Origin of the sequence: Paenibacillus oralis (assembly GCF_003863965.1) — a bacterium.
GTDB lineage: Bacteria > Bacillota > Bacilli > Paenibacillales > Paenibacillaceae > Fontibacillus > Fontibacillus oralis.
Genome location: NZ_RRCN01000001.1, coordinates 4,670,638 through 4,696,171 on the forward strand (window position 1 = coordinate 4,670,638; position 25,534 = coordinate 4,696,171).

The following is a 25,534-nucleotide window of genomic DNA, read 5'->3' on the forward strand; positions in this document are numbered from 1 at the left end:
GAGATGACAGTTCATCGTCCGAACACACCGATAGAATGGGCGAGGAAGGCCTGCGATTCGCTGATGGACACCTACGCCGCCGGCAGTTTGCCTCCCGCGCACCGCTGGCATTACCATCAAGGTGTTTTCCTGTGCGGCATGGAACTGCTTTGGGAAGCCGTTCAGGAAGAGCGATACATTCAGTATATCCAGGAGTATGTGGATGATCTGGTGGATGAGCAAGGTAATTTTTATTTTGCCAGGGATGAGCTGGATGCTGTGCAGGCGGGGCTGCTGCTGTTCAAGTTGTATGAACGGACCGGAGCGGCGAAATACCGGATCGCGGCGGATAAGCTGAGAAACCTGCTGCTGACTTTGAACAGAACGTCCGAAGGCGGTTATTGGCATAAGGATAAATATCCTTATCAAATGTGGCTTGACGGGCTTTATATGGCGGGGGTATTCTCGCTAAAATATGCGAATGCGTTCGGGGAAACGGGGCTCAGGGCAGAGGTGCTGCGCCAGGAGAAACTGATGCGCAAACATATGAAGGACGGCCGGACAGGATTGTTGTATCATGCCTGGGATGAGAGCCGCCGGATGCCCTGGGCAGATCCGCAAACCGGATGTTCTCCGGAATTTTGGGGCAGGTCGCTTGGATGGTATGGCCTGGCCCTGGCGAAATTCCTTGATTTGCTGCCTGACGATGAGCCCGGGAGGAATGAACTCGCTAACGCTTTGCAAGGATTCGTAGATGCCCTGATCCGGTATCAAGACCGGGAGAGCGGACTGTGGTACCAGGTCGTCGACAAGGGCGACCGCCCGGACAACTGGCTGGAAACGTCGGGCTCCTGCCTTTTTGTATACACCATCGTCAAAGCGGTGCAGCGGGGAATCGCCGATGAAGAGGCCGTGAGCGCCGCAAAAAAAGGGTATGAAGGGCTGACCCGTGTCGTAGAGTGGGATGAAGAGGGCCGCCTGGTGCTGCCGGACATCTGTATCGGCACTTCAGCCGGCGATTACGACAATTACGCCACGCGCCCTAAAGTGAAAAATGATTTGCACGGCGTCGGGGCGTTTGTGATGGCGTGCGTTGAAATGGAGTCATTATTGAACAGATCGGAGAACAAACCAAATGTGCATGTATAACATCACCGATTATGGAGCGGTCAGGGACAGCGGGGTTTTGGCAACCGGGGCGATCGCAGCCGCCATCGCGGCCGCAAGCGAAGCCGGGGGAGGCACGGTTATGGTTCCGGCCGGCACGTTTCTGACCGGGGCCATCCTCATGAAAAGCAATATCGAGCTGCGGCTTAGTCCCGGCGCGGTGTTGTCCTTCAGTACGGCCCCGGACGATTATCCGGTCGTCGAGTCCAGATGGGAAGGGGTAACAAGGAAGGTTCACGCCTCCTGCATCTACGGGGAAGATCTCCAAAACGTGTCCGTGTCCGGAAGCGGCTGTCTCGACGGAAATGGGGAACCGTGGTGGGATAAGCACAGAAACCGCCCGGAAGAGCTGGCGTTTCCGCGTCCGAAGCTGATCAGCTTTGACCGCTGCCGGGGTGTAAGCATCAAAGATGTGACACTGGTTAACTCACCTAGTTGGACGGTTAACCCGATTTGCTGCTATGATGTGACGATCGACAATGTGTCGATACTGAACCCAGCAGATTCGCCGAATACGGACGGCATCAACCCGGAGTCGTGCACGAATGTGCGGATCAGCAACTGCAATATCGATGTAGGGGACGACTGTATCGCCATTAAGGCGGGAACTGAGGATACCAAAGAGCGGATCCCTTGCGAAAATATTACGATCGTGAACTGCACGATGGTGCACGGGCATGGCGGGGTCGTGCTGGGCAGTGAAATGAGCGGGAATATCCGCAATGTAACGATATCGAATTGCATCTTCAAGCAAACGGACCGCGGCATCCGGCTGAAATCCCGCCGCGGCCGCGGAGGCGTTGTCGAAGATATCCGGATCAGCAATATCGTGATGGAGGACGTGATCTGTCCATTTATCATGAATCTTTATTATTTCTGCGGACCACGCGGCAAGGATAAATACGTTTGGGATAAAAATCCGTATCCCGTGACGGAAGAAACGCCGAACTTCCGGCGCATTCATTTCTCCGGCATCACGGCGCGCAGCGTTCACGCTTCCGCCGGGTTTCTGTATGGTCTGGCGGAGCGGTATATCTCCGAAATCACCTTCGATAACATCGATATTTCGATGGCAAAGAACGCGATTCCCGGACGCCCGGCGATGATGGCCGGCATCAGCGACATGGCGCGGCGCGGTTTCTATTTGGGGAATGTGCGGGACGTGCGGTTCAGCCGGGTAACGGTTGAAAACCATGAAGGCCCGGCTTTTTACATCGAAAACGGGGATGACGTGGAAATTACGGATTGCCGCTCGAAAAATACCGCCAAGCCGGAAAAATTGGTGGAACAGGTGACGTCGGCATCCTTTGAATATAAGTTGGACTAAAGAAATATGGAAGTTAGGCAAGAGTGGGAAATGATTCTGAAGAAACGGCAGTGGTCGCCTTTGTGAGCGGATTTCTACAGCATCTGAATTTAGTTCAATTAGAGAAATCCGCGAACAACAGCGATCGTAAGAACATTTCACACGGCTGCCCTGATCCGTAAAATCAATAGTTCAACTTATATAGCTTCGTTGGGAGGGGACGGAATAATTTTGACCGGAGGGATTGGCAAACCATGCTCGTAGGAAAAGAAGCATTTTGCGATTACCGGACAATCCGGGAAGCGGTGGAAGCGCTGGAGCGGGATGCTTCCATGAAGCCTGCGACCCTGTACATTTTAGCGGGACGATATGAAGAACAGGTTGTGATTTACCGCCCCCATCTTCGCATTGTTGGCATCGGAGATGTAGAAATCGCGATGAACCGGTACGCCAAGGAGCGGGATGAACACGGCGAGGAAGTCGGGACGTTCGCCACGCCGACGTTGTTTTTGGGCGGCAGCCATCTCGTTGTGGAAAATCTGACGATCTCGAACACGGCCGGGCAGGGCGAAACGATAGGCCAGGCGGTGGCGGTGTATGCGCATTGCGACCAGACGGTGTTCCGAAACTGTACGTTAAAAGGGCATCAGGATACGCTGTTCACGGGCCCGCTGCCCCCGGCGCCGAGGGAACGAGCCGCGTTCGGCGGGATTTCGCTGAGGGAACACCATGCCCATTACCGCCAGTTCTACCGGAACTGCTATATCGAAGGAACGGTTGATTTCATCTTCGGCGGGGCGACGGCGGTGTTCGAGGCTTGCGAAATCCGCAGCCTCGTTCATGAAGGCGGCGGCGTTGGCTACATCACGGCGGCATCGACGCCGCTGGGGCAGAAGTACGGTTATGTATTCCGCGATTGCTTCCTGACGGCGGAACCGGGCGTGCCTGAAGCATCGGTATATTTGGGGCGCCCTTGGCGGGAGTACGCGCAAACCGTATTTATTCACTGCCTGATGGGCGAACATATTCACCCCGGGGGCTGGGACAACTGGAATAATCCCGCCAACGAAGCGACGGTCCGGTATTTGGAATTGGGGACGGGGACAAGGGATGCCGGCCGGCTGCGCTCGTCCCGTGTTCCGTGGGCGGGTTGGATCGAAGACGCGGAAGCGGATCACGAGTATCGCCCGGAACATGTATTTTCGGGGACGGGTTTTTGGCGGCAAGGGAGGGGCTTTTTTGAAATAAGCGATCCGGATTTATAGGTGAGAGGACGGGGGGAGGGGGACCGCCCCCTCCTACGCGATTTGTCTTTACCCCAGCAGCCCCAGCCATTGCCAAAACGGGACGCTGATCAGCAGCCCGACGATATTTACCGCCATATAGATGACCGAACCAAGCATGGTTTGTTTAGCGGTCGCCATTTTTCCGTCTATGGCATAATACGTCGTCAGGAAAGGCGGGTTTTGGTATTGCAAAATCCAGATATTGACGGAAGTGATCGTTGCAAATGTAATAATGAACGGATTGATCCCCGTGTTTGCCAGCAGCGGAAGCACGATCAGGATGAAAATGGTTACCGCCGCAGACAGAGAAACCAGCAGGAAACGAATGGCGTAAACCAGCAATGCCAGTACAACTACCAGAATATAGGGATTTTGCAGGACCGGTTCGATAACGGGCGTAAGTGTGCTGCCGATCCATTGATCGATGCCGACTTTCGGAAGAACGGTCCCGAGATTCAACGCGCAACCGATAAAAATGACGGCATTCCAAGGTATTTTATTTTTGAAATCGGCGACGGTAATCACCTTAAGGCCAACAAGGATGGAAACCGCGAGTATGGCAATGACGGCCGACGAAATACCGGTTCTTTTTTCCAGCATCCACAAAATAAGTGTGACGATCAAAATGACAGCCGTAATTTTCTCGTTTTTGCTCATCGCGCCCAGTTCTTTTAACTGGTTTTTAAGGAAATCGCCGGGCAGCTTTATATCGTTCTTGGGCCCAAAGAAATGCTTGATGGCAAAATAGCTGCCGGCAATAAAGACAACCGACCACGGCAAAGCATACAGGAACCAGTTCCCCCAAGTCAGTTGTTTTTGAACGGATTCGTCCAACAATCCTCTGCCGACATAGTTCATGAACGTGGCGCTCAGAAAGATCGGAGAAGCGCAGACGAAGCCGAAAAACATGGAGAGAAACAAGCCGGCGCTCGCTTTGCTCTTTCTTTCATATCCCATCGTATCGCTGATCGACAAGCTGAGCGGTGCGGCAATCGAGCCTTTGGCATTGGTGCTGGGAATGGTGGGGGAAACGATCAACCCCGCCAATAACACGGCCAGACTTTGCCCTTTGAACGTCGTCGGGAAAAATTTCATGACATGCAGGGCAATTCGCTTCATCAACCCGGTTCCGCTAACCGCGATGCCGATGCCCAAACCGCCAATGACCATCCACCAGCTGGTTCCGGAAAATTGCGAAAAGGCATCGTTAAACGGAACCACGCCCAGAACGACCCAGGAGGCGCACATGATCAGACTCACCGCAAAATCCGGCATGACGTCCGCAATCCAGAAAATGATGGCGCAAACCAGCGTTCCCAGCACGATCATGGACTTTTGGTCCAGTCCTTCAAAAGGAGGAAGGAAGGCAATCGCGACGGCAAACACAAGTCCGATAATCGCGCCGATAATTTTTTTGGTACTTGGGTTTTTCAACGAGTTCACCTACTTTTCCAGAACTGCCTGATTGACTACGTAAGCAGGCGTTTTGCCAAGATGGTAATCGACAATCGCTTGTGCGGAGCCGACGGAAAGATTCTCAATAGCTTCGGCCGTCGTTCCCGCAATGTGTGGAGTAAGGATAACGTTTTTAGCCGAAAATAAAGGGTTGTCCAGCTCTGGCGGTTCGACCGAATAGACATCGACGGCAGCTCCGGCGATGTAATCCTGGTTCAGCGCATACGCTAAGTCGGCTTCGTTGACGATCCCGCCGCGGCTGGCATTAATCAAATAAGCCGTAGGCTTCATTTGTTTCAGCGTCTCAAGGGTTACCAGATTTTTGGTCGTTTCCGTAAGCGGCACATTAATGGTGACGAAATCGGAAACCTCGTATATTTCTTTTGCCGTATTTACTTGAATCACGTTCGGATTGTCCGTTTTTACGTATTCATCATATACGTATACCGAAACGTTCAGCGATTTCACCAATTCGGCAATGATGCTGCCGATGCTCCCAAACCCGATGATCCCCAGTTTTTTGCCTTTGATTTCGCTGCCGCCCGCTTTATAGCGATTGACCAATCCGGGCAAAGAAGCCCCTGCTTCCGACAGCTTGCCCGTTCTTATTAACCGGTCCGCAGGGAACAAATTTCTTCCGAGCGTCATCATGGAAGCTATAATGTACTCCGCCACAGAGTAAGCGTTGGCATTCAAAACTCTGCTGACAAGGATACCGCGTTCAGTGGCGGCATCCACATCGATATTGTCCACACCGATTCCGTGACGAGAGATGATGGACAGATTCGAGGCGGATTCGATCACTTCTCTTGGCAAAGGGCTTGTACGAACAATGATGCCGTAGACGTCCCGGCTTAGCTGTTTCAAGGTTTCCGCATCGGTAGAAGGAGAAACGACGACCTCGAATCCGTGACGCTCCAACAGGTCCACCCCTTTTTGGTTTATGGCTTCGCATAACAAAATTTTTGTTAACATATGAACCCTCCGTTACAGTAGTATGGTGACGGCTTTTTCCGCAAAAGTATGTGAAAAAAGTATCAAGCAACTGCATTCTAAAGGCTACAGCTACTGTACAGTCAATACTTGCTTTATAAGATAAAAAGGAAAAAGGAACGAAATTGAATCCCGGCGGATCCAGTTCATTCCTTTTTATGCCTGATTATAGTAATTTCCGTTATCGTTTTTACGTTTTCCGGCCTTCCTGTACAGTTACTGTACTTTATTTTTAAAGGGAACCCATGCTTCGAAATAGCGGTACCGTTCTCTTTCGTCGTTCGCTCCTTCGAACGTATTGGCGATGGTAACCAATTGCACGTCACCGTTCAGCTCCAGGCGGTTGGTGGTCATAAACTGCTCTACGTACTCCAAATAACTCCATTTTACCGAGTCGTACGAATCCACTTTGAAGATTGTATAGATGCAGGGCTGCGGCTCTACAAAAAAAGAGGTGGAGATTTGGTCGAATCCGTAAAATTCGGCATACCTTTTTTCCAAGGTCAAGTCGCAATAAGTGGAGACCGGATGTTCTTTCGTTTCAATATCCGATTGTTTGATTCCTAAAGTATGGCGGCATAAAGGCATGGCTTCCATTCCGATTTTTCTGGCTAACGTACCATTGCCTGTATTTTCGAGAATATCCTCCCGCAAGTGCAAATGATGCCATCTGGGAGGACGTACTCGATAAAAACAACGTTTGTAGAAGACCGGTATGGATTCTACCAGTTCTTTTAATTGCTTCATCCCTTCCAAACAATATTGCTTCTTCAAAAGATCCTTTTCATTTTCGGCAATCTTGTTTCCCAGGCTTTCCGCCAAGTCTTTAATATCATTTTCATTGAAGATTTTTTCCGTTTCTTCAATGGAAAATCCCATATTCTGATATTGTTTTCGGATCATAATCATATATACGTCATAGGATGCGTATAATCTTTCGTTTTTGTGATTTTTTTCACCAGGGAGCACGATACCTACCTTGTCATAGTAGCGAATCGTTTGGGGATGCATACCGAGCATATTTGCGACTTCACCGATCCGATAAGCTGCCATGAATTTCCGGTCTTTTTGTTCCATACGTCGCAACCAACCTTTAAGTATTTTTATAAGCCATTTTATCATTTCTGTGGTTGGCGGAACAAGCGGAATGGCAGGGTAAAAGTGAAGATCTATATTGACGTTATACAACAGCCGTGGTACTATTTGACAAGAAAACTGACATGTTAGTTATAGTAATTAACATGTTAGTATGCTAGTTATTGCTGTTTTATTCCTAATTAAGTAGTGCTTCCGAAGCGAGTTTTGTACGATGCTATATTGAGGAAGCAATGCTCACAAAACTTTAAGGAGGGCATTTTGTGGATGTTGTTAATTTTGTAATCGGTTTCATCATGGTACTGTCGTTTTTTGGGCTCGTGTGGTACTGCGTGAAGGGGTATAACCTCATGGTGGGCTTTTTTATCATGTCGGTTGTATGGACTGCAGTCGCCTTGATCGGAAACGCCATTTCACCCACTGGAGCGATGGAGGGGCAAACATGGGTTTCCGTACTGACGAATGTCTTTCAGACGGGACCCGAAAACTACGGTAAAGCCATACTTGTAAACGTTTTCTTCGGGGCCTTTTTCGGCCGGATTTTGATTGACACCGGGATCGCCGCAACGTTAATTCGCAAAGTGGTGGAGCTGGGGGGAGACAAACCCAGAGTGACGATGTCGCTCCTATGTATCGTTACGGCCGTAATATTCACCTCCATGACCGGAATCGGGCCGGTTATTTCCATTGCTGTCATCGTATTGCCGATCATGCTTTCGCTCGGTATTCCTTCCCCGATTGCCTTATTCTCCTTTATGGGCTCCATTATGGCCGGGATTTTCGGGAATATCGTGAACTTCAAACAGTATCAGGCGATCTTCGCTACCGCCAACGAAAGTTATGCCAGCTATGATTATAACGCCTACTTCGCCTTTGGCATGATTGCGATGGCCGTTTCGCTGATCGTTGTGCTTATTGTGGCTAACCTTTCCATGAACAAGAAGAAAATATCCCGCGCCTGGGCGGCAACGACGCCTGAGGAAGAAAATAAAGGAGATGCGCCCGCCATTTCCTGGATTGCGATCATTCTTCCGGTCATTGGCGTGGTCGCGTTCAAAATCCCGATTATTTTCGGATTTATTGTTGCCGGCCTGTTCGCCTTGTGGACTTGCGGTAAATTAAAGGGCGGTTTTGCGAACATTTGCCGCATGCTTTCGAAGCAGTTTGCGGACGGAGCGATCGATGTGGCGCCCATGATCGGCTTTTTGCTGACGCTCGCCATGTTTAATAACGCCGCTACATATGCATCGCCTTACTTTAAAATCCTGTTTGGCGGATTTATGCCCCAGACGGCGTTAATGTTATGCATCGTGTTTGCGGTATTAACGCCGCTTGGCTTCTTCCGCGGGCCGATGAATCTGGTTGGATCCGGGGCGGCCATTCTGGCTGTGGTTGTATCGACGGCCGCTTGGCCCGTGCAATTTTTGTATCCTTTATTCGCCGTCACCACGGTTGCGCCGCAGCACTTGGACGTTACCCAGTCATGGGTCGCTTGGGGGTTTGGCTATACGAAGGTACCGGCCAGGGATTACATGAAGATGTCCATCCCTACAGGCTGGATCATCGGGGTTATTCTTTGCGCCGTCGTTTTTGTCATGTACGGTAATCTCGTTTAAGTTGGAGGATAAACATGAGCAAAGTAATTCGCATGGGGATAGATGTAGGAGGAACGCATACTAAAGCCGTGGCCATTGACAACGAAACCCACGAAATTATCGGCAAATCGTCCGTCAAAACGACGCATGACGATGCCAGAGGCGTAGCCGCCGGGGTGGTAAGATGTTTCCAAAACTGCTTGAAGGAAAATAACATCCAGCCGGAGGATGTCGTTTTTGTGGCGCACAGTACGACGCAAGCAACCAATGCGCTGATTGAAGGCGATATCGCCCAAGTCGGCATTATTGGGATGGGCAAAGGCGGAATCGAAGGTTTTTTGGCCAAAAGACAGACGAAACTAGCGAACATCGATTTGGGAAACAACAAAGCGATTCAAATCTTCAACAGCTTTATCCATGTCAAAAAAATGACGAAAGAAACCGTGCTGCAGGTCATCGAAGAGCTGGAAGGAATGGGAGCGCAGGTGATTGTTCCGTCCATGGCCTTTGGCGTCGATAACGGCAGACCCGAGCAGCTTGTGTATGAAGAGGCGGAGAAAAAAGGCCTTCCCACCACGATGGCGTCCGACATTACGAAACTGTACGGGTTGACCCGCAGAACGAGAACGGCGGCGATTAACGCCAGCATTCTTCCCAAAATGCTGGATACGGCGGGTTCAACGGAGCGGTCCGTAAGGGAAGCCGGCGTCCACGTGCCTTTAATGATTATGCGCGGCGACGGCGGTGTAATGGAAATCAGTGAAATGAAGAAACGCCCGATTCTTACGATGCTTTCCGGTCCGGCCGCTTCGGTGATGGGCTCTTTGATGTATTTGCGGGCCTCCAACGGCGTGTATTTTGAGGTCGGGGGCACGACAACCAATATCGGCGTCATCAAAAACGGCCGCCCGGCGATCGATTACTCGATCGTCGGCGGTCACCCCACCTATGTCAATTCGCTGGATGTACGGGTGCTTGGCGTGGCCGGGGGATCGATGGTCCGCGCCGCCAAAACCGGGGTTATCGATGTCGGACCGAGGTCCGCGCACATCGCCGGGCTTGATTATGCGGTATTTACCGACCCGGCCAAAATCAAGGGGGCCAAGGTGGAATTTTTTTCGCCAAAACCCGGCGACCCAGCGGACTATGTGGCGATCCGGCTGGAAAACGGCGAACGGGTGACGATCACGAATTCCTGCGCGGCCAACGTGCTTGGACTGGTGAAGGAAGAGCATTTTTCCTATGGAAATGTGGAAGCGGCCAGAAAGGCAATGCAGGCGTTAGCTGATTATTGCGGGACGACGGTGGAAGATATCGCCGGGCAAATTATGGAGAAGGCATACGCCAAAATCGAACCGGTCATTTTGTCGCTGGCGGACAAATACAAGCTGGAGAAAGATCAGATCTCTTTGGTTGGGGTCGGGGGCGGAGCGGCTTCGCTAATCGTGTATTTTGCAGAAAAGATGGGACTTAAGTACAGCATCCCCGAAAATGCCGAGGTTATTTCTTCGATCGGCGTAGCTCTTGCCATGGTCAGGGACGTGGTGGAACGGATCATCCCGTCGCCTTCCAAGGAGGACATCAGCGCGATTAAAATGGAAGCGATGAATAAAGCCATCCAAAGCGGGGCAACGCCGGAGAGTGTGGAAATTCATATCGACATCGATCCGCAAACCTCCAAGGTCACCGCGATCGCCACCGGTTCCACGGAAGTCAAAACCAATGAGCTGTTAAAGGAATGCAGTGAAGCGGAGCTCCAGGAAATCGCCGCAGGCGATATGCGGATTTCCATCGATCGGACGCAGTTGCTGGAGAAAACCCGGTATTTTTATATTTTTGGCGAAAAAGTCGAAAAAGCGGGAGACGCCGGGGCCGTCCGTATCCTGGACAGTAAAGGATTCATTAAAATTCAGAGAGGCCGGGCCATGGCCATCAAGACAACCGCCGGAGCGTATTTGCGGGCCGTGGAAAAACTGTGGGAAGCGATGGCCGTTTATAAGACGGAACTCATTGCCAGACCGGATTTTTACCTGTGCGTAGGCGCGCGTGTCATGGATTTTACCGCATCCGATTTCGAGCAGTTGGAGCTGTTGATGGATATTGAAGTGTCCACCTTTGAACCGGATACCGAGATTATCGTCGTCGCCGCCAATATGAAGCAGAGTTGATACCGCTGGGAAACGGGGGAAGCATGCGGGAGCCAAACAAGCTGGAAGATATGCTCGGGTCGCTGCTCAGGGTGGATGATGAAACTTGGGGAGGGTATGCTTTTTCAAGGGATATTTTAAGCCAGCGGATACGGCCGGAACAAAAAGCGGAGATGATTGCGGGGGCGGTTGCTTGCGGAAGGCAGTATGCCAGGCGAATCAGCGGGGAATATGGATGTACGGATGTGCGTTTGCTTGCCGAAAGGTTGAAGCTCCGGCTTGAGTTCCAGGATGTTTCCATGACGGGAAAAAGGATTCTGTTTGCCTGCTACACGCCGCCGGACAAAATAATCATGATGGCAGAACCCGTGCGCAAGGCGGCTCGGCTGGTGTCCGGGGAAGCTGCGGGCTTGGTTGAACTATTCCGGCAAGATGATATAATGAATACTATCTTGGGGCATGAAATTTTTCATGTTGTGGAAGACCGGTTTGAGCCGGACATTTATACGCGGAATGAAAAGATTGTATTATGGAATTTTCTCGGGCTTAAGCACCGCTCTACGATACGCGCTTTGAGTGAAATCGGAGCCATGGCGTTTACCCGGGAGCTGAATAAACTAAACTATTCCCCGTTTATTCTGGATTTTCTTTTGTACTTCAGTTACGATTCTTCCGGCGCGGAAGAAATATATCGTGACGTTTTAGGAGTGGGTTCGGGAAGGTGTAGGGAAACCGTTGAAAATTATAAATAACAGCAATTCATTAAACGATGTAACTTACAATAAAATCAAAGAAGACATAATGAACATGACGTTGGAGCCGGGCATGGACGTCAGCGTCCAGAAGCTGTCCGAACGTTATGGCGTCAGCAGGACGCCGGTACGGGAAGCCGTCGTGCGCCTGCAGCAGTCGGGACTCGTGGAAATCTATCCCCAGCGCAAAACGGTGGTTTCCAAAATCGATTTGCAGCGAGTGCGCGAGGAATGGTTCATTCGGACGTCGCTGGAATCCGCCGTGGTGGATGAATTTATCCGCAAGTGCAGCGAGCTGGTGGCGGATACGATGCAGGAATTGATCAACAAGCAGAAGAAATATACGGACAAAAAATATTTTATCGAGTTTTACCACAAGGACAACCGTTTCCATCAGCTTATTTTTGAGACGGCGGGAGAATCGCTTGCATGGTATACGATTGAAGAGGTGGCCTCCCATTATAATCGCATTTGTTTGCTGCACGGCAAGATGGAAGGCGTCCTAGAGTCCCATATCCATCAGCATGAAAACATGGTTGCGGCCATTCGGGGCCGCGACGCGGAAGCTCTGCGCCAAGCCGTGAAGGAGCATTCCGACAGCCTGTTGGAGCAGGTGAACAGCATGGCCAAACAGTACCCGCAGTTTTTCTGAATCCTGGTTATGAAGAAACCGCCATTGTATGCGAATGGCGGTTTTTTTAATATTAAAAAATTTCCGGTCGGGTAGAGGCCGATGAGACAGGTGGAGAGGGTGGAGAAGAGGGAGTTGGAGAGGAAGGAGAAGAGGGAAATGGAGATAGAGATGGAGGCTAAGGGACTCCAGAGGCTCTATTTGCGGAAAAACGGAGGTTTGCAAAATATAACGGACACAGATGACGCTATTTACCTCGAATCGGCCCTGGTGAACTCGTTTAGAGCAAAATAAGGTCATGTGGATCCGTTAGGCCGGGAAATACCCGGGAAATAGGCAAATAAGGTCGCTGGAGTCCGTTAGAGCAGTGTCCCTAGATTAGAAAGTTTGAAGTACTCGGTGGGGCCAACTGGCGAAGCAACCGCCAAATCAACTGCAAAAGTACATTTGATTCTACACCAAATTTCCTTTACGAGCGGATGAAGTGCAAAAGTGCATTTGAAAATCGTCGATTTGATCAAAAAGTATCTTTTGACCGGAAATGAACTGCACATTTGCATTTGAACTGCCCATATCGAGTGGTTTTGACAAAAATCGCATGCACTTTTGCATTTCGTGGAATATTCGGTGCTGGGGCTAAGGCTGGCTTCCGGGAACCTCTGGCCCATAAACACGGCCGAGCCCAGAAGGACCCGGTGGCTCCTGGCGGTTCATGAACCCGGTCGTCGAGCCCCGAAGGGCTCCGCGGTCCTGGTCCATGAACGCGGGATCCGTTCCGCTGCGCCTGCCGGCCATCCGGTCCGCGTACGCCGCCGCCCCTATCGCGCCTCGCTTGCTTTGCGGGCGAGCGCAGCTTTTCTCCCCGCCAACTGCTTCAGGTTGTCCAGGTTGACGAGCGCGATTCCGCCGATAATCGTAATCCCGCCGATCACGGACACGAAGGAAAGCGGCTCATGGTAGAGCAGCACGCCCAGGGTTAGGGCGATCAACGGCGAAATGTAAAGCCAGGTCGCCGGGAACACAGGGTTCGTCTTGGCGACGAGCCAGTAGAAGATGGTGTGACCGAGCATGGAACCGGCGACGATCAGATACAGCAGCGGCATAACCGCATTGGGCGCCAGCATGGACCCGATGTTTATGTTCTCCGTAAACAGCGACAAAATCATCAGCAGCGTCCCGCCATACATCATTTGCGCCGCGTTCAAGGCGATCGGCGAAGTGTCCGCAAACCGCCGGATGACGCGGCGGGAATAGACGGTGCCGCAAGCGTAGAAAATCTGTCCGAACAAAACGGCGGCGCAGGCGAGCAGCCAAAGTTTGCTGAACGATACCGTTAAGCCGGGGAGAAGGAGCAGAATCAGTCCCGCGAACCCGACAAGGCAGCCGGCCCACGATCCAAAGGGAAGCTTGCGCCCGGAAATGCGGGTCTCCAGCAGCAAAATCATCAGCGGCGCCGTGGCCGATAAAACCGCGGCAATGCCGGAGCTCAAATACTGCTCCGCCCAATACAACGGGGCAAACACGCCGAAGGTGAGCGCGGCTCCGGTCAGAAACATCTCTTTGCGAAGCAGCAATGACAGCTTCGCTTTCTTTTTCCACGCCATCCACACAAACAGGACACAGCCCGCCGCAAAAAAACGAATTCCCGCGGAGAAAAAAGGCGGAGCCCCGGCATCAACCCCCACTTTAATGGCCAAAAAGGTCGTTCCGAAGATGAGACACATGACGATGTAATTCAGCAAAACCATGTTCATTCCTCCTGTCGTTGTCTCCATCATACAGGAGACTTCATAGAACAGATCGAATATAATAGAACAGATTGGATTTTAAAGTTGGAGGAAGGAGGCGGGGCAGAAGTGGAAGACTATAATTTTTCAACATTTCAAGCGGATAAGCTGTACGAACAGGTTTATGATTATGTGCTGGAAAGGATTCGGCGCGGGGAGTGGCGGGCCGACGAGAAGCTTCCTTCCGTGCGGAAGCTGGCGGCGGAGCTTCAGGTCCACCGGCTTACGGTGTTTAAAGCTTATCAGTTGCTGAAGGCAAACGGAAGTGTGTACGTGAAAGATAAATCCGGCTACTACGTGTCGCCCGGCGGCAGTTTGCCCGCCGAAACGCGGGATGACCCGATCGTTTTGGCCAACGTTCAGGGCAGCAGCCTCTCGGAAATCCATCAGGTCCAGGCTGTCTATCAATATTCCAAAGCGCTGCTTGATCCCAACCTGCTGCCGAACCACTATTTTTCGGAATATGTGAAAAAGGTGTTCGATCTGTACCCTAAAGTTCTGGGCACCTACGGAAGCGTGCAGGGGGATATGGAGTTAAGGGAAGCTTTATGCGGTTATTTAGCCGATCACTATCATTTCCATCTGTCGGCCGATGAACTGCTGATTACCTCGGGGTCGCAGGAAGCCATCGATTTGATAGCCAGAGTTTTGGTCAAACCGCGTGACGCCGTTTTAATGGAAAGGCCCACTTACAGCCCGGCGATTGATGTCTTTAGAGGGCAGGGGGCCCGTATCATTCCCATCGATATTTCGGAGTCAGGTTATCGGCTGGATGAGGTGGAAAGGCTGATGCAAACCTATAAACCGCGCCTCTTTTACCTCAACCCTACCTTTCATAATCCTACGGGCTACACGGTTCCGGCCGAGCAGCGCAAAAGGCTGGTCGAGCTTGCCCAGCAATATCAATGTTTGCTGATCGAGGACGATCCCTACCGGGATATCTATTTTGGCAAAAAACCCCCGCTCCCGCTATTTGCCTATGATACGGAGGGGGGTGGACGATCTATATCCGCAGCTTCAGCAAATACGTGGCTCCGGGGCTCAGCATCGCCGCTACGGCCTGCCGGCTGCCGGTGATGAAACATTTTTTAAAAGCCAGGTCTTTGTCGAACAGCGGAACGCCGCTCTTGAATCAGAAAATTTTTCTGCATTATTTCTTTTCGCAGCGGATGCAGCAGCATTTGGAAAAACTGCGGATCGCACTGGCGATTCGGCGGGACATCATGGAGGAGGAGCTTGCGGCGGCCGGCTGGGGGTGGTCCAGTCCGGAGGGGGGCTTTAATTTATGGGTCAAGCTGCCCGAGACGGTCTCGATCGACAAGCTGCTCGTCGAAAGCGTCAAGCGTTCCATCACTTTTGTGCCCGGCTCGATCTGCGATCCGCTGAGGTCGTATGAATCCTGGATCAGGCTCAGCTATTCTTATCTGAACGAGCAGCAATCGCGGGAAGGGCTGAAACGGTTTATTGGTTTGTACCATATGCTTGAGCGCGGGGAGTAGCGCTCAAGGCGCAAAAGAATGAAAACGCTGTCAAAAGAAATCTAACTTTCACTAAACAGGGGGGCTGGGGATGCGTGAGTTGTGCAAAATATTGATCGTTGATGATGAAATATTGGTGCGGCAGGGGATCAAACACCATTTGAACTGGGAGCAATACGGCTTTCAAATCGTCGGCGAAGCCTCGAACGGCAAGGAAGCGCTGGCGTTGATGAAGCGGTTGTCGCCGCATATCGTCATTACGGACATCGTGATGCCGGTGATGGACGGCGAGGAATTTACCCGTGTCCTGAAGGCGCATGATCCACAGGTCGAAGTGATCGTGCTCAGCAGCTATGGGGAATTCAATTATGTACGTTCCACGTTTCAGAGCGGGGTCGCCGATTATATCCTGAAGCCCAAGCTGGAGACGGAGGAACTGCTGCAGGTGCTGCAAAACACGGCGCGAAAAATTCCGGGCCTGCATTATACGGAGCGGACGGCAGATGGCGGCTTGTCGCTGGATCAGCGGCTGGAGCGGCTGCTGGCTGGATTCCCGCCGGAGGAAGGCGAGCGTTTCCAGGAGTATTTCCCGTACGACACGTTTGTGCTGCTCGGAGCGGATCTTAGCCGGGTCGCCGGGGAGCCGCACAGCTATATCGCCGGGCTTGCCGCCAGCCTGGAGGCGCGTTTGAAGGAGGCGCCTTTTCCGGCCCGGCCGAGGACGATGCTCGCGGACGGCAAGCGGCTGCTCATGCTGGTGAACCTGCCGCGGGAGCACGTCCGCCAGGCCGTTCACGCCGTCAAGGAGCTTGCGGCCGGCAAAGCGGAGGCCATGCCCGAAATGGTCTGGGCGATAAGCTCCGGCTTTGCCGACCTGAACCAGCTTGAGGAGGTCTACCGCGAGGAATGGCTGCAATTGCTCTACTACCGGTTTTATTTTCCGGACCGGATCCTGATGTTGCAGGATGAACTGCCGGCCGCCCGGGAGCCGGAGGTTTTTGATATGAAGCGGCTGCTGGCCGACTTAAAAAAGGAACGTTATGCCGAGGCGTTTGGCCGCTTGCGCGATTATGCCGCCCGGGTAGCGGGCAATTACCGGATTCCGCCTTTTGAGTTCAAAGCGTTTCTCGGCAACGCCATTTTCAACATGACCGTCGTTATTACGGAAACGAATGAGCGTCTGAAGGAACTGGACGGCATGAAATACGCATATTTTAAAGCGATCGATGAGGCGGAGGACGCCGGGGAGGCGATAGCGCGGTTGAACGGCTTTTTGGAGGAGGCGGAAAAGCTGGCGGCTGCCAAATCCCAGCCGGCCGGCGATGGAAATATGAGGAAGCTGCTGGAATATATCGACGAGCATTATGGCGAGCCGCTCACCCTAAGCTCGCTCAGCCGGCATTTTCATTTTAATCCGTCGTATCTTTCCAGCTATTTTTCGGCCCACAATGCCGAAGGGTTCAGCGAATATTTGAACAAAATCCGCATTAACAAGGCGGCCGAACTGCTGCGCAAAGGCGAATTGACCATCGCGGAGATCAGCGGGCGGGTGGGCTATTCGGATCACAGTTATTTTACGAAGGTGTTCAGGAAGCAGACGGGGATGTCGCCCAGCCAATACCGCAGACATGATTACGGCAAGAAGGACTGATTTTATGCAAAAAGCGCTTGAAAAACTAAGCCGTGTGCGGCTGTTTACCAAACTGTTCCTGGTGATGACGATGAGTATCGCCGCCGTCTGTTTGCTGACTTCGCTTATTACGATCCGCATGTCGGAGCGGCTGTTTGCGGAAACGTTCAGCATCACCAATGGCAAGGTGCTGAAGCAAATCAACACCAGCCTCGATTCGTTTAACGATTCGATCGTGAACGCCGCTACCTACGCCGCCCAGAGCGGTACGGTAAAAGCCTATTTGACGGGCGGGGAGCTGGATTCGGTTTCGATGTCCAAGGTGTTCTACCGCATGTCGGAGCAGATGGACCAGCTTGCCTCCAATCTGGGCGCCTTTGATGTGGCCGTGACGATTACGGGCATCAACGGCCGCAGCTATTCGACCGACCGCTCCTATTGGCCGGTGACGGGGGAGGAGCTGGCGGCAGATCCGCTGACCGCAAGGACGGCGGCCAATCCCGGGCGCATTCTGTACCAATACGATACCCGGCAAGGCGCGGACGGGGCGGAGGAGGATTTCATCATTGCCAGCAAAGCGCTGGTGGACCGGACCCGCGGACTCCATTACGGCACGCTGTACATCGCGATCCGCGAGCGGGAGTTCAAGCAATTTTTCGAAAGTTTCACCAGCGCCGGCAACGATGTGCTGGTGCTCGATTCGCACGGCATGATCGTGTCCGCCAATCGGCCGGAACTGATCGGGACCACTGTTCCGGAACTGCTGGACGATGCTGAAGCGATCGCCCGCGGCCAGCTCGATTACCACAGCGGTACCGTGCTGGGCAAGGAACGGATTATTTTGTCCCATGATTTGCCCTCATACCATTTTTACCTCGTAAACCTGATTGACCGCCAGTATACCGCAAGGCAGATCATCAACGTGAAGTCCGTGGCGCTAACCTGCATGGTCATCATCGTGTTTGCGATGCTGGCCGTTTTCGTCATGTCGCGCAGGCTGACCGGTTCGCTGACCCGCCTTGTCCGCCAAATGTCCACGATCGCGAAAAAAGATTTCAGCAATTACATAACGGTAAGCGGGGGGTTTGAGGTTAGAGAGCTGGGCAAGGCGTTTAATTACATGCTGGATGAGCTGAACGATTACATCCGCCGGCTGCTGGAGACGCAAAAGGAGCAGCGGAACGCGGAGCTGGCAGCCTTGCAGCGGCAGATTAATCCGCATTTCCTGTACAACACGCTGGCGTCGATCAAAATGCTGGTGCAAAAAGGGAGCAAAAGCGCGGCCGCGGAAACGATCAACGCGCTGATTTCGCTGCTGCAAAACACGATCAGCAACGTCAGCGAGACGATCACGATCGGACAGGAGCTGGAGAACATGAGAAATTACGTGTTTATCAACCATGTGCGGTATGGCGACCGGATCAAAGTGAACTATTTTGTCTCGCCGGACTGTCTGCATTACGAGGTGCCAAAGCTGATTATCCAGCCGTTTATCGAAAACGCCTTTTTCCATGCCTTCAACGAAAAAAACGAAGGGACCATTTACATCCTTGTCTCGAAAAATGACGGTTTGCTGGTTTGCGAGGTGGCCGACAACGGCGACGGCATGGAGCTGACCGAAGGTACGGATGCACTGCCTAACGCGAAAAGCAGCCGCCAGCTGTTCACCGGGATCGGCATCCAAAACGTCGACAACCGGATCAAGCTGCTGTACGGAGAGCCTTACGGAGTCCATATTTCCAGCGCCAAAGGGGAGGGGACGAAAATCCGCATCATTTTGCCGCTGGTGGCTGGAGCGGACGAAACTGAAGCGGCATCCAAATAATTTACCAAAATCCAAAAATATGACCAAAACGATGTATACGCTTTCCCACAATGGACAATAAAATCACCAATCCGCACAAAGATATTTCTAACCGCCCCAATTGCCGCGATGCTATCATAAAAACGGAGATAGAAAGCGCTTTCCAAACAAACAAGCAGGGGGATGAACAAAGGATGAAAAAAAGCTTGATTCTGATGCTTGCCGTTATGCTGTTGATGTTGGCCTTATCCGCTTGCTCGGCGGGTTCGGGCGGATCGGGAAGTTCCGGCGGTTCGGAGGGAACGGCGAACCCGGGAGCGGGGAATGGCGGCGGCGATTCCGGCGGCAGCCAGGAAATCACCGTCTGGGCCTGGGATCCTAACTTCAACATCGCCGCGCTTAGAATCGCCAAACAGAGATATGAAGCGAAGCACCCGGACGTCAAAGTGAACATCGTGGAATATGCGCAGGCCGATATCGTGCAGAAGCTGAACACCGGACTGAATTCGGGCACGACAAAAGGGCTCCCGAACATCGTGCTAATAGAGGACTATCGGGCGCAAAACTTCCTGCAGGCCTACCCCGACGCCTTCCGCGACATGTCGGACGCGATCAAGGCGGAGGATTTTGCCGAATACAAAATCGGGCCAACCAGCTATAACGGCAAGCAATACGGCGTTCCGTTCGACTCCGGCGCAACCGGGCTGTACGTCCGGACGGACTATCTGGAGCAGGCCGGTTATACGGTGGACGACTTGACGAATATCGACTGGAACCAGTACATCGAAATCGGCAAAAAGGTGAAGGAGGCAACTGGGAAAGACATGCTGACCCAGGATCCGAACGACCTCGGCATCATCAGGGTCATGGCGCAGTCGGCCGGTACCTGGTATTTGCAGGAGGACGGCAAAACGCCGAACCTCGCGGACAATCCGGCCATTAAGGAAGCGCTGGAAACGTACAAAGCGATGTTCGATGCGAATATCGTTAAAATGAACGCGGACTGGAGCCAGTTTTTGGCCGCTTTTAACAACGGCGATGTGGCTTCGGTGCCGACGGGCAACTGGATCACGCCTTCCGTCAAGGCGGAGGCGACGCAGTCGGGCAAATGGGCGGTCGTGCCTACGCCGCGGCTGGCCGGCAGCACGGGTTCAGTCAATGCGTCAAGCCTTGGCGGCAGCTCCTGGTACGTCATGAACACGGACGGTCAGGATACCGCGGCGAATTTCCTGGCCGAGACGTTTGGCTCCGACGCGGAGATGTATTCGGAAATGCTGGGAAAAGCCGGGGTCATCGGTTCGCTCAAGGCCGCCTCCAGCGGAGACGCCTACGATAAAGCCGACGAGTATTTCGGCGGGCAGAAGATTTACGCCGATTTCGCCAAATGGACCGAAGAGGTGCCGAAGGTCAATTACGGCCTGCACACCTATGCGATCGAAGATATTTTGGTCATTGAAATCCAAAATTACCTGAACGGCAAAGACGTCGACAGCGTCATTCGCGACGCCCAGGCCCAGGCTGAAGCGCAATTGCAGTAAGTCCGCGGTCATAACGGTAAAACCTTGGGCTGTTCCCGGTTCAAGGTTTTACTGTGATCCGGCCGGCTTATGGGTTGTATCCGAGAAAAAGGAGATGAAACCGATGATGAGAGCATCCGGATCCGCCATGCGCCTCAAAGCTTCCGCCGTCGGCTGGCTGTTTGTGATCCTGGCCGTTTTGATGATCGCGGTCTTTTATTTTTACCCGATAATTCAGGCCCTGATCCTGTCGTTTCAGACCGGCACCGGTTCAAACTTAAGCTTCAACGGGCTTGGCAACTACAAACGCCTGTTCACCGATACGATGTTTATCACCGCGGTCAAAAATACGTTCATTTATCTGCTCGTACAGGTGCCGCTGATGGTGCTGCTGGCTTTATTTATTTCCGTACTGCTGAACGACCGCCATTTGAAGTGGAAAGGTTTTTTCCGGACGGCGATTTTCCTGCCCTGCATCACCTCGCTGGTGGCGTATTCGGTTATTTTCAAATATTTGTTTGCGGATGGCGGGCTGGTTAATTCGCTGTTAATGAGCCTGCATGTCGTGGGCGAACCGATTCATTGGATCACCGATCCGTTTTGGGCGAAGGTGACGATCATCGTCGCCATTACGTGGCGCTGGACCGGGTATAATATGATTTTTTACTTGTCCGGCATGCAAAATATCGATCCGTCGATCTATGAGGCGGCGAGAATCGACGGGGCTTCGGCGGTGAAGCAGTTTTTCCGCATTACGATGCCGATGCTGAAGCCGATCATTTTGTTCACCTCGATCACCTCGACGATCGGCACGCTGCAGCTGTTCGATGAGGTGATGAACATTACGAAGGGCGGACCGGGCAACGCCACGACCTCGATCTCGCAGTACATTTACAATTTGTCGTTCAAGTACTCGGCGGATTTCGGGTACGCGGCTACCGTTTCGTATTCGATCGTGATCATGATCATCGTGCTGTCGATCCTTCAATTTAAAGTGGCAGGTGACCGCAATGCTTAAAGTCAAAAGAATCTCGATGTACCTGTTTCTTGCCGTGGCGGCGTTCGTGTCCATCTTTCCGTTTTTGTGGATCATCGTCAGCGCGACGAATCCGTCCGTCGATGTGACCCGGGGGCGGCTGCTGCCGGGAGCTTATTTCATGGCGAATCTGGGCAATTTGCTGGAATCCGTCGATATCTTGAACGCTTTGAAAAATTCCCTGATTGTTTCCGTGTCGACAACGCTGCTGGCGCTGCTGATCGCCTCACTGGCCGGTTACGGCTTCGAGATCTATCGCAGCAAAGTGAAGGACATCGTGTTTAATATTTTGCTGCTGTCGATGATGATCCCGTTTGCGGCGATGATGGTGCCGTTGTACCGGATGTTCGGGCAAATCACCAACCTGGTCCCGCTCATCGGCATCGATACGCTGGCCGCGGTGGTGCTGCCGACGATGACGACGGCGTTTCTGATTTTTTTCTTCCGGCAGAGTACCAAAATGTTCCCGAAAGAGCTGCTGGAGGCCGGCCGGATCGACGGTTTGTCCGAGCTGGGGCTGTTCTTTCGGGTGTATGTGCCGACGATGAAAACGACGTACGCGGCGGCGGCGATCATCACGTTCATGAGCAGCTGGAACAACTACATGTGGCCGCTGATCGTGCTGCAAACGCCGGAGAAGCAGACGGTGCCGCTGCTGATTTCGACGCTCGGTTCCAGTTACGCGCCGGATTACGGACTGATCATGCTGGCGATCGTCATATCGACAGTGCCGACGGCGCTCGTATTTTTCGTGATGCAGAAGCATTTCGTCGCCGGGATGATCGGTTCGGTGAAGTGATGGAGAGGTTATATTTGCTGTGATGGCTGGACTGGGGCTGGGGCGCTGGCGAAATGGGGGGAAGCCAGGAAATCCGCTGAGTCATTCTAACGGTTGCCATCAACGCTATTTGCTCCAAAAACGCCGATTTCAAATCCTAACGGTTGTCCTGGCGCTTATTTCACGTACACATGACCATTTTGATGGAAATAGAGGGAAATAACGTCGCTCACAACCGTTAGGATTTCAAACAAACGATTTTTCCTAAAATAGCGTGTATTACAACCGTTAGGCTTTCGGAGGAGGACTTGTACGATTTGATCACTCAATTTTACTATTGATTTCCAGAGGCAATCATGGTATTTTTGTTTCATAGTTAACAATATTTAATTAAAATATGTATTTCATTCCAATATCATGAAAAAGGTGGAGAGGATATGGGGGTTAAACACGAGGCTCTATTGCCGAAGCATAAAGAGTTCATTCAGCGTCAGCATCTTTTTTTTGTCGGATCGGCGCCATTGTCGGAGGAAGGACATGTGAATCTATCGCCCAAGGGTTATAGCTCCTTTCGTATTCTGTCGGACAATCAGGTGGCTTATCTGGATATGTCGGGCTCGGGCAATGAGACATGCGCGCATATTTTGGAGAATGGCAGAGTGACACTAATGTTCTGTGCGTTTGAGGGACCGCCCGTCATTGTACGGCTTTACGGTACCGGGACGGTCGCGCTGCCCGGCTCAAGCCGATGGGAGGAGCTGTATCCTATGTTTGACCCGCTTCCGGGCGCGAGACAAATGATTATCGTTGACGTTCACAGAGTGCAGGATTCGTGCGGCTTTGGGGTCCCGTTTATGAAGTATGAGGGCGACCGGGATAAGCTCAAGGAAGTATCGCTGAAGTTTAACAAAGAACAGCTTGAAAAGTACTGGCACAAGGCAAATGCAGCAAGTATCGACGGCTTGCCGACGGCTTTTGGTTTGCCTGATTTGCAAGTAAACGAACGCCTGCTAAAATAGAATAATGCAGATATAGGAAGAAAGGGGGGCGAAAGTGAACTCGTCCGAGAAGCTAAAGCTACTGGTTTACGGGCAGTTTCTCCATTTTTCGCATATGATGGAGCAGTCGTTCGACATGGAGTTGGACGAATTCGCCGATCAGGCGCGGGAAATGGGGCTTGACTCGTTGCCGAACAATCTGACGAGCGTTCATGTGCTCGACTGCATCGGCAACCACGAGCCGATCAACAATACTTCCATTGCCGACAAGCTGAATTTATCGAAAGCGAGTATTACTAAAATCAGCGCCAAGCTGCTGACGGAAGGATATGTTAAGCGGGGGCAGCTGAACGACAATAAGAAAGAAGTGTACTTCAGCCTGACGCCTAAAGGCAGGCGGATTTTCGAAGCGCATGAAGCGATGCACCAAGTGATGGAACGTAAGTTTTTGGACGCCTTTGACTCGTTTGCCGAAGCCGAGCTGCTGGCGGTGCTGAAGTTCTTCCAAACGATGGCCGACTATCTGAACGAAAGGCAAGCGGCGGGGATCAAGTAACGGCAAAAAAAGATATTTTCTTTGCTTGACTCCCCAAAACATTCGTGATATTATATATTTCGTTGCTGCAAAACAATGCACCGACGAAATATGCGGTCGTGGCGGAATTGGCAGACGCGCACGGTTCAGGTCCGTGTGGGCTAACCCCCCGTGGAGGTTCGAGTCCTCTCGACCGCATCAATTAACAATGAACGAGCTCTTGAATTTCCTTTGATGGGGATTCAGGAGCTTTTTGCATACTCGGAATTTGCAAAGTATTGTTCATCACTTGAGCTGAAGAAAGCTTTGAGCTGTATTCAAGATGAACATAAATATTGGCGGTAGTGGAATAATGGCTATGCCCTAACCATGCCTGAATTTCCTTTAAGCTGACACCGTTAGCAAGCAGTAAGCTGGCGCCAACTGTGCCGAAGGTCGTGAAACCGAATCCGCCGTAAATTATGCTTTTTCAGGACGAGCGGAAAATGTTGAGTAATGTAACCCGGCTTAATTCGCTCTCCCAGCTTATTGACGTAAATATAGTCCTGATATTGGTTGCTGTAAGAGTCCTTGTACATAGCCCGATTCGCTTGTTGCTCTTCCAGCAGCCGCAGTAGCAACTCTAGGAAGACAGGGACGAGCGGCAAAGTGCGGTAACTCGATTTGTTCTTGGCCCGGTCTTTTGCCACGATGATTTGTTTGCCCTCATAAGATACAGGGATAACGGTGTGCTTGATGGTAATGGTCTGATGCTGAAAGTTGATGGCGTCCCATTTGAGCCCGACAATTTCACTTCGCCGCAATCCGTAAAAAGCTGCCAGAATGACACCTAACTCAACCGGATCGCCTTTCACGACTTCGAACAAATCGTTTAGCTCATCACTCGTATAGTGGCTTCCGATAAATTGGTTCTTCTTGAGCCGCTTGACTTTGTCTGCGGGGTTCGAAGGGATCATGTCCATTTCAAATGCATGTTGCAGCGCCTGACGGATATTGGCATGATAATGCAGTACGGTGTTCGTGGTCAGGCCAAATTTTTTCAAGACATACTGATAAAAATCGTGCAGGTGTTTTGGTTGCAGTTCCTTTAAATAAATTCCTTTTTCCCTGAAGTACGGGACGATTCTGGTGTTAACAGCAAAACTATAAGCCGAGTGGGTGGTGATCTCAACCTGATATTTTATCATTTCAAGCCATTCCACCATGAAGTCAGCGAATAAAATGTCGTCCTTTTCGGCTTCTTCACTTTCTGTAGGCTCATCTGTCTGCTCGCTTTTTTCTTCAGCAACCATCTCTTCTTCATTTTTTAGATTGGCTTCTGAGGGAGGTACATAATTTTTGCGTGCCTCGAGCAACATGGCCTCCGCTTTTTTCTTGTTGCCTTTTACCGGAAGTTTGGTAGGAATCCATTTGCTTTTTCGTTTTCCGCCATCTTTGTAATTCAGAACGATATAAAAAAGACCTTTCTTTTCTTGTAGGTGGCCTGCTACCATTTTGAAAATATCCCTCCTTGGTTAAGCAGCCCGATCTCCTACCATTGACACTGTTAATATACCACAGTACAG

The 25,534-nt window shown here is 51.8% G+C and carries 20 protein-coding genes, 1 tRNA gene and 1 pseudogene; 17 read left to right on the forward strand and 5 right to left on the reverse strand.

The features are described from left to right. Positions 1–3: 3 nt before the first annotated feature. The 3 genes from EHV15_RS20770 (at position 4) to EHV15_RS20780 (ending at position 3,717) form a co-directional block, all read left to right on the forward strand. Positions 4–1,128, forward strand: coding sequence for a glycoside hydrolase family 88/105 protein (locus EHV15_RS20770; protein WP_128632881.1), 1,125 nt, complete (start codon positions 4–6; stop codon positions 1,126–1,128). Next, positions 1,115–2,473: a glycoside hydrolase family 28 protein gene (locus tag EHV15_RS20775; protein ID WP_128632882.1), complete on the forward strand. Its 1,359-nt coding sequence runs from the start codon at positions 1,115–1,117 to the stop codon at positions 2,471–2,473. Before EHV15_RS20770 ends, EHV15_RS20775 begins: the two co-directional genes overlap by 14 nt. Positions 2,474–2,706: 233 nt before the next feature. Continuing rightward, positions 2,707–3,717: a pectinesterase family protein gene (locus EHV15_RS20780; protein ID WP_128632883.1), complete on the forward strand. Its 1,011-nt coding sequence runs from the start codon at positions 2,707–2,709 to the stop codon at positions 3,715–3,717. 48 nt (positions 3,718–3,765) lie between these two features. Here EHV15_RS20780 and EHV15_RS20785 read toward each other — a convergent pair whose 3' ends face one another. The 3 genes from EHV15_RS20785 to EHV15_RS20795 all read right to left on the reverse strand — a co-directional run bounded on the left by EHV15_RS20785 (position 3,766) and on the right by EHV15_RS20795 (position 7,374). Beyond that, on the reverse strand, positions 3,766–5,172 hold the full coding sequence (locus tag EHV15_RS20785) for an SLC13 family permease (RefSeq protein ID WP_178075914.1): 1,407 nt from the start codon (positions 5,170–5,172) through the stop codon (positions 3,766–3,768). A gap of 9 nt (positions 5,173–5,181) precedes the next feature. Further along, positions 5,182–6,168 (reverse strand): hydroxyacid dehydrogenase, encoded by a 987-nt coding sequence (locus EHV15_RS20790; protein ID WP_128632885.1) that lies wholly within the window; start codon positions 6,166–6,168, stop codon positions 5,182–5,184. A gap of 234 nt (positions 6,169–6,402) precedes the next feature. Further along, positions 6,403–7,374: a MerR family transcriptional regulator gene (locus EHV15_RS20795; RefSeq protein WP_128632886.1), complete on the reverse strand. Its 972-nt coding sequence runs from the start codon at positions 7,372–7,374 to the stop codon at positions 6,403–6,405. Positions 7,375–7,544: 170 nt separating this feature from the next. Here EHV15_RS20795 and EHV15_RS20800 point away from each other — a divergent pair, with 170 nt between their 5' ends. The 5 genes from EHV15_RS20800 to EHV15_RS20820 all read left to right on the forward strand — a co-directional run bounded on the left by EHV15_RS20800 (position 7,545) and on the right by EHV15_RS20820 (position 12,700). After that, positions 7,545–8,897 (forward strand): citrate transporter, encoded by a 1,353-nt coding sequence (locus EHV15_RS20800; protein ID WP_218571245.1) that lies wholly within the window; start codon positions 7,545–7,547, stop codon positions 8,895–8,897. Between the two features lie 14 nt (positions 8,898–8,911). Beyond that, positions 8,912–11,044: a hydantoinase/oxoprolinase family protein gene (locus EHV15_RS20805; protein ID WP_128632887.1), complete on the forward strand. Its 2,133-nt coding sequence runs from the start codon at positions 8,912–8,914 to the stop codon at positions 11,042–11,044. Between the two features lie 23 nt (positions 11,045–11,067). Continuing rightward, positions 11,068–11,775 (forward strand): hypothetical protein, encoded by a 708-nt coding sequence (locus tag EHV15_RS20810; RefSeq protein WP_128632888.1) that lies wholly within the window; start codon positions 11,068–11,070, stop codon positions 11,773–11,775. Next, complete coding sequence (locus EHV15_RS20815) at positions 11,759–12,427, forward strand: GntR family transcriptional regulator (RefSeq protein WP_281281654.1); 669 nt, start codon at positions 11,759–11,761, stop codon at positions 12,425–12,427. The genes EHV15_RS20810 and EHV15_RS20815 overlap by 17 nt, the downstream gene beginning before the upstream one ends. Before the next feature lie 81 nt (positions 12,428–12,508). Next, positions 12,509–12,700 carry a hypothetical protein gene (locus tag EHV15_RS20820; protein WP_128632889.1) on the forward strand — a complete coding sequence of 64 codons (192 nt, stop codon included), beginning with the start codon at positions 12,509–12,511 and terminating at the stop codon, positions 12,698–12,700. Positions 12,701–13,224: 524 nt separating this feature from the next. Here the strand turns inward: EHV15_RS20820 and EHV15_RS20825 are convergent. Continuing rightward, positions 13,225–14,154 (reverse strand): DMT family transporter, encoded by a 930-nt coding sequence (locus EHV15_RS20825; protein ID WP_128632890.1) that lies wholly within the window; start codon positions 14,152–14,154, stop codon positions 13,225–13,227. Between the two features lie 108 nt (positions 14,155–14,262). Between EHV15_RS20825 and EHV15_RS20830 the strand changes: the two are divergent. From EHV15_RS20830 to EHV15_RS20870, 9 genes and pseudogenes are all read left to right on the forward strand, one after another. Next, positions 14,263–15,692: pseudogene (locus tag EHV15_RS20830) on the forward strand (aminotransferase-like domain-containing protein). 70 nt (positions 15,693–15,762) lie between these two features. Beyond that, a complete protein-coding gene (locus EHV15_RS20835) occupies positions 15,763–17,322 on the forward strand; it encodes a response regulator transcription factor (RefSeq protein ID WP_128632891.1) in 1,560 nt (519 codons plus the stop codon). 4 nt (positions 17,323–17,326) lie between these two features. After that, complete coding sequence (locus EHV15_RS20840) at positions 17,327–19,126, forward strand: sensor histidine kinase (RefSeq protein ID WP_128632892.1); 1,800 nt, start codon at positions 17,327–17,329, stop codon at positions 19,124–19,126. Positions 19,127–19,299: 173 nt separating this feature from the next. Then, positions 19,300–20,643, forward strand: coding sequence for an ABC transporter substrate-binding protein (locus EHV15_RS20845; protein ID WP_128632893.1), 1,344 nt, complete (start codon positions 19,300–19,302; stop codon positions 20,641–20,643). A gap of 106 nt (positions 20,644–20,749) precedes the next feature. After that, positions 20,750–21,640 carry a carbohydrate ABC transporter permease gene (locus EHV15_RS20850; protein ID WP_128635454.1) on the forward strand — a complete coding sequence of 297 codons (891 nt, stop codon included), beginning with the start codon at positions 20,750–20,752 and terminating at the stop codon, positions 21,638–21,640. Further along, positions 21,633–22,457, forward strand: a complete 825-nt coding sequence (locus EHV15_RS20855) for a carbohydrate ABC transporter permease (protein WP_128632894.1) — start codon at positions 21,633–21,635, stop codon at positions 22,455–22,457. Before EHV15_RS20850 ends, EHV15_RS20855 begins: the two co-directional genes overlap by 8 nt. A gap of 416 nt (positions 22,458–22,873) precedes the next feature. After that, positions 22,874–23,455 carry a pyridoxamine 5'-phosphate oxidase family protein gene (locus EHV15_RS20860; RefSeq protein ID WP_128632895.1) on the forward strand — a complete coding sequence of 194 codons (582 nt, stop codon included), beginning with the start codon at positions 22,874–22,876 and terminating at the stop codon, positions 23,453–23,455. Positions 23,456–23,489: 34 nt separating this feature from the next. Further along, positions 23,490–23,990, forward strand: a complete 501-nt coding sequence (locus EHV15_RS20865; RefSeq protein WP_128632896.1) for a MarR family transcriptional regulator — start codon at positions 23,490–23,492, stop codon at positions 23,988–23,990. Between the two features lie 92 nt (positions 23,991–24,082). Next, positions 24,083–24,167, forward strand: a tRNA-Leu gene (locus EHV15_RS20870). Between the two features lie 200 nt (positions 24,168–24,367). Here EHV15_RS20870 and EHV15_RS20875 read toward each other — a convergent pair. Continuing rightward, positions 24,368–25,462, reverse strand: a complete 1,095-nt coding sequence (locus EHV15_RS20875) for a site-specific integrase (RefSeq protein WP_246061713.1) — start codon at positions 25,460–25,462, stop codon at positions 24,368–24,370. Positions 25,463–25,534: the final 72 nt, after the last annotated feature.